This window comes from Cyanobium sp. LEGE 06143, from assembly GCF_015207535.1.
Classification (GTDB): Bacteria; Cyanobacteriota; Cyanobacteriia; order PCC-6307; family Cyanobiaceae; genus NIES-981.
In genome coordinates, this window is record NZ_JADEWP010000108.1 from 1 (window position 1) to 8,687 (window position 8,687).

10 protein-coding genes and 1 pseudogene are annotated in these 8,687 nt (G+C 68.8%); 9 read left to right on the forward strand and 2 right to left on the reverse strand.

Annotated elements, in window-relative coordinates; all coding sequences use genetic code 11:
* Positions 1 to 2,041: catalase/peroxidase HPI (gene katG, locus IQ216_RS08720; protein ID WP_193815165.1), on the forward strand; the 2,041-nt coding region annotated here is incomplete at its 5' end.
* On the opposite strand, the gene IQ216_RS08725 is transcribed toward katG, so the two are convergent.
* Entirely contained in the window at positions 2,019 to 2,804 is a 786-nt protein-coding gene (locus IQ216_RS08725; protein WP_193815166.1) for a carboxylesterase, read from the reverse strand. The two genes, katG and IQ216_RS08725, sit on opposite strands and share 23 nt — an antisense overlap.
* 92 nt (positions 2,805 to 2,896) lie before the next feature.
* On the opposite strand from IQ216_RS08725, the gene IQ216_RS08730 reads away from it, so the two are divergent.
* From IQ216_RS08730 to corA, 6 genes are read left to right on the forward strand one after another with little or no spacing between them, the layout of a single operon-like run.
* On the forward strand, positions 2,897 to 3,631 hold the full coding sequence (locus IQ216_RS08730) for a trans-aconitate 2-methyltransferase (protein ID WP_193815167.1): 735 nt from the start codon (positions 2,897 to 2,899) through the stop codon (positions 3,629 to 3,631).
* 37 nt (positions 3,632 to 3,668) lie between these two features.
* Complete coding sequence (locus IQ216_RS08735; protein WP_193815168.1) at positions 3,669 to 3,824, forward strand: hypothetical protein; 156 nt, start codon at positions 3,669 to 3,671, stop codon at positions 3,822 to 3,824.
* 56 nt (positions 3,825 to 3,880) lie between these two features.
* Positions 3,881 to 4,486 (forward strand): nitroreductase family protein, encoded by a 606-nt coding sequence (locus tag IQ216_RS08740; RefSeq protein ID WP_193815169.1) that lies wholly within the window; start codon positions 3,881 to 3,883, stop codon positions 4,484 to 4,486.
* Positions 4,487 to 4,506: 20 nt separating this feature from the next.
* Positions 4,507 to 5,181 (forward strand): Coq4 family protein, encoded by a 675-nt coding sequence (locus tag IQ216_RS08745; RefSeq protein WP_370566678.1) that lies wholly within the window; start codon positions 4,507 to 4,509, stop codon positions 5,179 to 5,181.
* A gap of 12 nt (positions 5,182 to 5,193) precedes the next feature.
* A complete protein-coding gene (locus IQ216_RS08750) occupies positions 5,194 to 5,439 on the forward strand; it encodes a hypothetical protein (RefSeq protein WP_193815170.1) in 246 nt (81 codons plus the stop codon).
* Complete coding sequence (gene corA, locus IQ216_RS08755; protein WP_193815171.1) at positions 5,436 to 6,587, forward strand: magnesium/cobalt transporter CorA; 1,152 nt, start codon at positions 5,436 to 5,438, stop codon at positions 6,585 to 6,587. The genes IQ216_RS08750 and corA overlap by 4 nt, the downstream gene beginning before the upstream one ends.
* A 29-nt stretch (positions 6,588 to 6,616) precedes the next feature.
* Here the strand turns inward: corA and IQ216_RS08760 are convergent, their stop codons facing one another.
* The gene (locus IQ216_RS08760) at positions 6,617 to 7,108 is read right to left on the reverse strand and encodes a globin domain-containing protein (RefSeq protein WP_193815172.1); all 492 of its coding nucleotides are present in this window, start codon (positions 7,106 to 7,108) and stop codon (positions 6,617 to 6,619) included.
* 245 nt (positions 7,109 to 7,353) lie between these two features.
* On the opposite strand from IQ216_RS08760, the gene IQ216_RS08765 reads away from it, so the two are divergent.
* The gene (locus IQ216_RS08765) at positions 7,354 to 8,343 is read left to right on the forward strand and encodes a carbon-nitrogen hydrolase family protein (protein ID WP_370566679.1); all 990 of its coding nucleotides are present in this window, start codon (positions 7,354 to 7,356) and stop codon (positions 8,341 to 8,343) included.
* Between the two features lie 56 nt (positions 8,344 to 8,399).
* Positions 8,400 to 8,687: pseudogene (locus IQ216_RS08770) on the forward strand (glutamate decarboxylase); the annotation flags it as partial.

Sequence of the window (8,687 nt, forward strand, 5' to 3'; positions counted from 1 at the left end):
GGACCTCGCCGCCGTGAAGCGGGATCTCCATGCCCTGATGACCGACTCCCAGGACTGGTGGCCGGCGGACTGGGGCCACTACGGCGGCCTGTTCATCCGCATGGCCTGGCATAGCGCCGGCACCTACCGCACCGGCGATGGCCGTGGCGGCGGCGGCACCGGCAACCAGCGCTTCGCGCCGATCAACAGCTGGCCCGACAACGGCAACCTCGACAAGGCCCGGCGGCTGCTCTGGCCCATCAAGCAGAAGTACGGAACCAACCTCTCCTGGGCCGATCTGATCATCCTGGCCGGTAACTGTGCCCTCGAATCGATGGGCTTCCCCACCTTCGGCTTCGGTGGCGGCCGTGTGGACGTGTGGCAGCCGGAGGAAGACATCTACTGGGGCCGCGAGACCAGCTGGATGGGGGATGAGCGCCACAGCGGCGACCGCGACCTCGAAAACCCCCTGGCTGCGGTGCAGATGGGGCTGATCTACGTGAACCCGGAAGGCCCCAACGGCGAGCCCGACCCGGTGGCCTCCGGCCGCGATGTGCGCGAGACCTTCGCCCGCATGGCCATGGACGACGAGGAAACCGTGGCCCTGGTGGCGGGCGGCCACACCTTCGGCAAGGCCCACGGCGCCGGTGATCCGGAGCTGGTGGGCCCGGCTCCGGAGGGCGCCACCTTGCAGGAGCAAGGGCTCGGCTGGCACAACCGCTTCGGCACGGGCAAGGGCGTCGACGCCACCACCAGCGGCATCGAGGGCGCCTGGAAGCCCAACCCCACCACCTGGGACCGGGGCTACTTCGAGATGCTGTTCGGCTACGAGTGGGAGCTGGAGAAGAGTCCGGCCGGTGCCTGGCAGTGGMGCGCCAGGGATGTGCGCGAGGAGCACCTGATTCCCGACGCCCACGATCCCGGCAAGCGCCACCGGCCGATGATGACCACCGCCGATCTGTCGCTGCGCTTCGATCCGATCTACGAACCGATCTCCCGGCGCTTCCACGCCGACCAGCGGGCCTTCGCCGACACGTTTGCCCGCGCCTGGTTCAAGCTCACCCACCGCGACATGGGGCCCAAGGCTCTCTACCTCGGCCCCGATGTTCCCGCGGAAGACCTGATCTGGCAGGACCCGCTGCCCGCCGTGGACCATCCCCTCATCGGTGCCGCCGCGATCGCCGAACTCAAAGCCCTGGTGCTGGCCTCACGGCTCACGCTGCCTGAGCTGGTGGCCACCGCCTGGGCCTCAGCCTCCACCTTCCGCGGCTCCGACAAGCGCGGCGGCAGCAACGGCGCCCGCCTGCGCCTGGATCCCCAGAACAGCTGGGAGGTGAACCAGCCCGAGCAGTTGGCGCGGGTGCTCCTGGTGCTCGAGGGCATCCAGCAGGGTTTCAATGCCGCCCAGAGCGATGGCACCCGCGTGTCCATGGCCGATCTGATCGTGCTGGCCGGATCGGCTGCCGTGGAAGCGGCGGCCAGCGCGGCCGGCCAGCCGCTGCAGGTGCCGTTCCGCCCAGGCCGCACCGACGCCTCCCAGGAGCAGACCGATGCCGCCTCCTTCGCGGTGCTGGAGCCCCAGGCCGATGGCTTCCGCAACGTCCAGAAGCGGGCCTTTGCAGTGCGGGCCGAGGAACTGTTGATCGATCGGGCCCAGCTGCTCAGCCTCAGCGCCCCCGAGCTCACGGTGCTGGTGGGGGGCCTGCGGGTGCTGGGCGCCAATGCGGGCGGATCCAGCCATGGCGTGTTCACCCACCGGGTCGGCACCCTCAGCAACGACTTCTTCGTGAACCTGCTCGACATGGCCACGGTCTGGACCCCCAGCCCCGAGGCCGCAGACAGCAGCCTCCCCGACCACTTCGAAGGCCGCGACCGCGCCACCGGTGCGCTGCGCTGGACCGCCACCCGGGTGGACCTGGTGTTCGGCTCCAATGCCCAGCTGCGGGCCATCGCCGAGGTCTACGCCCAGGCCGATGGCGCTGCCCGCTTCGCGGCCGACTTCGTGGCGGCCTGGACCAAGGTGATGGAGCTCGGTTGTTTCAACCTCCGCTCGCCAGCCTGATCCGCTCGCTCACAAACGCCACCACCGCGCCGATCACGGTGTCCTGCTCCACGTCGCGGAACAGCTCATGGCCGCTGCGCTCGAACCAGGCCGTGCGCACCCGGCTGCTGGGGCTGCCGATCTCGGCGGCCAGCAGGTTCGCCGCCGCGGGGGCCACCACCCGGTCGGCCGTGCTGTGCAGGATCAGCGCCGGCTGCTTCACCTCGGGGAGTCGCCGCCGGGCCACCCCAATCAGCTCCAGGAAAGAGAGCAGGGCATCCATCGGCACCCAGGGATAGCTGGGGTCGCTGGCGGCCAGGGCCGCATCGACGTAATCCTTCGGCAGGGGCCAGCGGCGCAGCAGTCGTCCCAGCAGCGGCACCAGCCCCCCCAGCGGCCGCCCCGGAGCCAGGGGAGAACCCAGCTGCAGTGGTGTGGCCACCAGCACCAGGCTGTCGATCGCCCCGGGCTGCTCAGCCGCCAGCAGCAGCGCCAGCAGGGCCCCCATGCTGTGGCCCACCACGATCACGCTGCCGTTTTCGGCGCCAGCCCCAGCCCCAAGCGCGGCCCGCAGGGTCGCCAGGGCGCTGCTGGCATCCGCGAGCCAGTCGGCCCAGGTGATGCCGGCCAGGCCCAGGGGCGACGCCTCCCCGTGACCCCGCAGGCGTGGGACGGCCAGGGGCAGCCCGAGCGGCCGCAGGGCCGGCTCCAGGCTCGTGAAGCTGCTCGGTCCGCCGCTGAAGCCATGCAGCAGCAGAATGCCGACTGGGGAATCCCCTGCCAAGAGCGGCCTCATCGCGCCGGTGCCCTGCCATCATCGACTCGAACACCCTGGGGTCTGTCAGCACCGGGGCCTGGGCCCGTGGCCTGCACCCGATGACCTCCGACACAGCCACCGATCTGTTTGTCCAGCGCTGGGACACCTACCGGCAGGTGGTGGACCTCGACCTGATGGAGCACCGGGCGCTGGCGGCGTCCACTGCGACAGCCCTGGAGGGCTGGCTGCAGGCACGGCCCTCCTCCGCTCCTGCCCCCCGGCTGGTGGACCTGGGCTGCGGCGACCTCGCCCAGCTGGCCCCCCTGCTGCGGCGCCTGCCGCTGGCCCACTACACCGGCCTCGATCTCTGCGCCGAGGTGCTGCCCCGGGCCGCCGCCCAGCTAGGGGTCCCGGCCTATCCATGCAGTTGGTGTGAGCAGGATCTGCTGGCCTGGGCCCTGGACCCGCAGGCGGCCCAGAAGCCAGCGGTGCAGCTGGTGCACAGCGCCTATGCGGTGCATCACCTCAGTGATCCCGACAAGCAGCGCTTTCTGGTGGGCCTGCGCTCGCGGCTGGCGCCGGATGGGCTGTTCCTCTGGGCCGACGTGTTCCGGGAGCCAGGCGAGAGCCGCGAGCAGTATCTGGAGCGCTATTGCCAGCGCATCCGCCAGCGCTGGCACGCCCTGGCCGGACCCGGGGCCCAGCAGGTGATCGATCACATCAGCCGCCACGACCTGCCGGCTGATGGCAGGGCCATCCAGCGGGTCGCCGAAGCCAGTGGCTGGTGCTGGCAGTGGCTCTGGCGCGGCAGCCACAGGGCGGAGGCCCTGGCCCTGCTCACTCCCCGGCCCTAGAGGGCAGTGCCACACTGGCGTTCTGCTGGTGTCCCCCATGGCCGAGACGAACTCCGACCCCTCCCTCAAATCGCGCCTGATCAGTGCCCTGGTGGTGCTTGGCGTGCTGGCTGGCCTGGCCGCGGTGGTGTGGTCCACCGTTGTGATGCTCGACCTCAAGCACCTCAACACCTCCGGCTTCACGCTGCCCTGAGGCCCACCACTCCCTAAGTTGCCCCCACCAACCGCTTGTCAGGGAGCCAGAGCCCCATGGATGTGTTTGAGGCCATTGTCAGCCGGCGCTCCGTCAAGCAGTTCGATCCCAGCCACCGGCTGACGCCTGCCGAGGAGCGTCGCCTGCTGGAGGCCACCATCCAGGCCCCCACCAGCTTCAACATCCAGCACTGGCGCTTTGTGATCCTGCGGGATCCCGAGCTGCGCGCCCGCATCCGCACCGAGCTGGGCAACGACCAGGCCCAGATCACCGACGCCTCCCTGCTGGTGCTGTTCACGGCCGACACCAGGGCCTTTGCCAAGAACCCCGAGCGCTACTGGGTCAATGCGCCCCAGGAGGTGGCTGAGCTGCTGGTGGGCTGGATGGGCCCCTTCCACGAAGGCCGCGAGTGGCTGCAGCGCGATGAGGCCCAGCGCTCGATCGGCATGGCGATGCAGACCATGATGCTGGCCGCCACCGGCATGGGCTATCAGAGCTGCCCGATGATCGGCTTTGAGATCGAACAGCTGGCCCAGCTGATCCAGCTGCCTTCCGACCATGTGATGGGCCCGCTGGTGGCCATCGGCAAGGGCACCAAGGAGCCCTGGCCCAAGCCCGGTCAGGTGCCTCTGGAAGAGCTGGTGGTGGAGAACCACTTCTGATCCATGCTGGGCTTGATTCGATGGGCACGGCCGCGATGATGCAGCAGCTGAAGCAACGGCTGGAGTCGTTGCGGTTGGTGGCCAGCCTCGGTCAGTTCCTCAACCATCCAGGCGAGCTCGACAACGTGTTCGCCATCGCCCGCCATCTGCAGGGCAGTCCCCTCGCCACCCAGATGCAACGCCATCTGCTGGAGCACCCGGGGATGGCCGCCCTGGTGGAAGCCGGCTGGCGGCCCGCCCCGGTGGATCTCGATCAGCTGCTGGCACTGCCCGCAGGCAGCCTGGGCCATGCCTACGCCCAGCACCTGCGCGGCCAGGGTCTGACGGCGGAGAGCCTGATCGATCCCACGCCGATCACCTCGCCGCAGCAGTACCTCACCCACCGGCTGCGCGAGACCCACGACATCGTGCACGTGCTCACCGGTTTCGGCGTGGATGGGCCGGGCGAGCTGGGCCTGCAGGCCTTCAACCTGGCCCAGGTGCGCTCCCCCCTGGCGGTGATGCTGATCTTCGGCGGTCTGCTCAATGTGCTCCAGGAGGATGAGCCGCTTGAGCCCCTGCTGCGGGCCCTCAGCCACGGTTTTTCGATGGGCCTGGCCGCCCGCCTGGTGGTGGCCGCCAAACTGGAGGAGGGCTGGGAGCGGCCCCTGCTGGCCTGGCGCCAGGAGCTGGGCCTGCCTGCGGAGGGTGCCTGAAGGGGTCAGGGCATGGCCCGTGTTCGGCGCGATCCCTTCAAGCGTCGTCCAGGCGACAGCCCCCCAGCCGCCGGGGCGATGAACTGGGTGGCCCCGCCGTCCCCCGCCATGGCCGTGCTGCTCTGGGCTCAGCGCCGCCAGATCGGCTGCTGTCTGTTGTTGCAGGCCGCCTTCCTCGGCACGGGGATGGCCCTGGAGGGCCGGCTCAGCCCGGCGCTGCCCCCCTGTGCTCCGCCCCTGGCGAGAAGCGCTGAATGATTCGACTCGCCCCGGGGTCGCTCGTGTCCCGCCGGCTGCAGGAGCGGCCGGGCGAGCTTCCCGGGCCCCTGTTCGTGCACGGCGGCCAGCCGCCCACCAGCCTCTCGGCCCTGCTGTTCGCACCCGATGGGGCCGTGGAGCAGCGCCTCGACAACCTCGACGATCTCGATGCCCTGCTGGCCACGGGCATGCCCTGCTGGTTGCGCCTGCAGGGCCAGGCCGATGCGGCGCTGGTGAGCCAGGTGCTGGCACGGGTGGGGGTTCCTGCGCTGCTGCACGCCCCCTTGATCGACACGCCCCAGCGCACCCGCCTCGATGCCGTGGAGGACGTGGTGCTGGTGGTGATGCACCGCCTCAGCTTTTCGAGAACGCCGGCGCGGCTGATCTCCGAGCAGGTGGGTCTGCTGCTGCTGCCCAACCTGCTGCTCAGCCTCGAGGAAGCCCCCAAGCCGGAGGCCTTTCCCCGCCTCAGCCGTTGGCTGCTGGGGCTGAGGCCGCCGCCCGGCCAGGAGGATCTCGATGATCTGCTGCACTTCCTGATTGATGAGCTGCTCGATGAGCTCTTCCCGATGCTGGAGGAACTGGCCGATCTGCTGGATGGCATGGAGGAGGCAGCCCTGCGCAACCCCAGGCCGAGCCTGCTGAACCGCACCTACCAGGTGCGCGCCACCCTGAGGCAGATCCGCAGCCAGGTGTGGCCCCTGAGGCCCCAGATCATGATCCTGCTGCGCCAGAACCATCGCCTGCTCGGCGGCGAGGCGCTGAGCGGTTTCCGGGACATGGATCAGCAGGTGGCGCTGATCTTTGAGCACGTGGAACTGTTGCGGCACCAGTGCGATGCCGTGACCGATGCCTACATGGCCAGCATGGGAAGTCGCATGAACCAGGTGATGAAGACACTCACCATCGTGTCGACCATCTTTGCCCCGCTCACTTTCGTGGCGGGCATCTACGGCATGAACTTCGTGCGGATGCCCGAACTCAAGTGGAGCTTCGGCTATCCCCTGGCCCTGGCCTGCATGGCCCTGATTGCCATGCTGCAGAGCTACTGGTTATGGCGGCGCGGCTGGTTCGAGGACTGGACAGCCCAGCGCAGTTGGCCATCCCAGCGTGGGGGATCGGACCGCGGCGGGCGCTTGGGTCGGTAGAGACCGACTCCCATCTGGCTTCTGCCCACCTAGATCTGGCTTGTGCCGAGCTTTTCGACCAAGTCAATGTCGTTCTGCTTGTACAGACTTGCCTCTGCATCAATGAGGATGGCTGCCAAAGCCCCATAGGCTTCGGTCCATGCAGCCATCACGTCATCAGTGGCGGCATCACCCAGAACCTCTTTCATGGCCTGGAGCAGTTTTTCTCCAATCAGGGGGTACTGTTCGGGCAAGATCCGGCAGGCAACATGCCTGTGGGCGATGGCGTCAACCGCTTTGGCAAGTTCATCGAGCCGATCGATATGGGTTGCATAAGCATAGACAGATGAAGCCAGTTTCTTGGCCTGCCCGTTGCCATGGGCATCAACCATCCAGGTGCTCTCAAAGCCAAGCTTGTAGTCAGGCCGTTCTGAAAAGGCGATTTCATACATGCGAGAGGTGATCTTCTCGCCGTGCTCCTTCACCACCGGAGCCGTTGCCTTGACAATGTCGATCGTCTTCTGTGAGATTCCTGCCGTCATCCTGTTTTTGTTGTTAGCCCATCACTCTATGCCGAAGGGTCTGACTGAGAACCAAAGAGTGATCAACATGTTGTGAGCAGGCCAGGACATCGGTGGCCAATGGGCGTCTTCCCTCTCTTCCCGCCGTTGCCTACGGGCGATGGCGGGGAGTGGTTGGTGAGATCGCGCTCCATGGGCCATAGACAGCTGGGCTGCGGGCCAACGGGCCCCAGACTCTTCGGCCGTGACCTCCCGCAGCCGCCGCTGTGCTCCCCCATCCCAAGGAATCCCCCTTCAGCGCGCTGCTGCCGCTGCTGCTGAGCCGGCTGCTGCCCACGCCGCCCGCCCCCGGGCAGGGGCTGCGGCTCGCTCTCTGGCAGGGGGAGGGGACGGCGGGAACCCCAGAAGCGGTGGAGGCAAACCTGCTGCGCCTGGAGCAGGTGGCCGCCGAGGCCGCCACCTGGGGCACCCAGTTGCTGGCCTTCCCCGAGCTGTTTCTCAGCGGCTATGCCAGCGATCCGGAGCGGGTGCGCCGGCTGGCGGAGCCGGTGGATGGTCCCAGCCTGGAGCGGGTGGCGGCCTGCGCCCGCCGCCACGGCCTGGCCATGGCCTGCCCCTACGCCGAGCGGGCGCTGGTGGGCGGCCAGGAGCGTTTCTACGACGCCATCGCCCTGGTGGCCGCCGACGGCAGCCTGCTCAAGAACTACCGCAAGACCCACCTCTGGGGTCCGGATGAACGGCTCTTCTGGAGTGAGGGCTACCGGCTGGCCGAGGAGGGCGAGCCCTTCACCGTGCATGCCGTCAACGGTGTCGGCGTGGGCCTGCTCAACTGCTACGAGGCTGAGTTCCCGGAGCTCACGCGCCTGCTGGCCCTGGCCGGCGCCAGCCTGGTGCTGATCCCCACCGCTGCCGACACGTGGGTGCGTCTCAGCGACGGCCGCCGCACCGAACACCCCTACCCCGATGTGTCGCGCAACCTGCTGCCGGCCCATGCCTTCGCGAACGGCTGCTTTGTGGCCTACGCCAACCGCTGCGGCCTCGAGCTGGTGGAGGGGGAGCCGTGGGCCCATTACCTCGGCAACAGCGTTATCTGCGGCCCCGATGGCGCCCTGCTGCTGGCCGCCCAGAACCGCCCCACCCTGCTGCTCGCCGACCTGATCCCCGCTGAGTTCCGCGCGCCGCACCCGGAGGGCACCACCTACCGGGCCGACCGCCGCCCGGACCTCTACGGCCCGCTGCACGCCCCCGCCTGCTGACGGACGATTCCCGCCAGCGTGCATACGGTGAGGGCCCTGGCCCCCTCAAGCCGCCCATGGCCCTGCACCTCACCGGCGCCACCAGCCAACGCGATCAGCAGGAGGCCGAGCTGCTGGTGCGGCCACTGCCGCTGGACCTGTTCCCCGCCGAGGGCCAGGAGCCCGCCCTCACCGCCGCCATCCTCACCGAGGAGCTGCTGCTCGATGGCAACAGCAAGCAGAACCTGGCCACCTTCTGCCAGACCTGCGAGGAGCCCGAAGTCCACGCCCTGATGGATCTGGGCCTCGACACGAACCTGATCGACAAGGACGAATACCCCCAGACCGCCGAACTGGAACGCAGC

Bases quoted from the DNA above. Each gene is read 5' to 3' on its own strand.
- corA (WP_193815171.1), top strand. From the start codon at position 5,436: ATGATTCGACTCGCCCCGGGGTCGCTCGTGTCCCGCCGGCTGCAGGAG.
- IQ216_RS08760 (WP_193815172.1), bottom strand. From the start codon at position 7,108: ATGACGGCAGGAATCTCACAGAAGACGATCGACATTGTCAAGGCAACG.
- IQ216_RS08730 (WP_193815167.1), top strand. From the start codon at position 2,897: ATGACCTCCGACACAGCCACCGATCTGTTTGTCCAGCGCTGGGACACC.
- IQ216_RS08750 (WP_193815170.1), top strand. From the start codon at position 5,194: ATGGCCCGTGTTCGGCGCGATCCCTTCAAGCGTCGTCCAGGCGACAGC.
- IQ216_RS08745 (WP_370566678.1), top strand. From the start codon at position 4,507: ATGGGCACGGCCGCGATGATGCAGCAGCTGAAGCAACGGCTGGAGTCG.
- IQ216_RS08735 (WP_193815168.1), top strand. From the start codon at position 3,669: ATGGCCGAGACGAACTCCGACCCCTCCCTCAAATCGCGCCTGATCAGT.
- IQ216_RS08740 (WP_193815169.1), top strand. From the start codon at position 3,881: ATGGATGTGTTTGAGGCCATTGTCAGCCGGCGCTCCGTCAAGCAGTTC.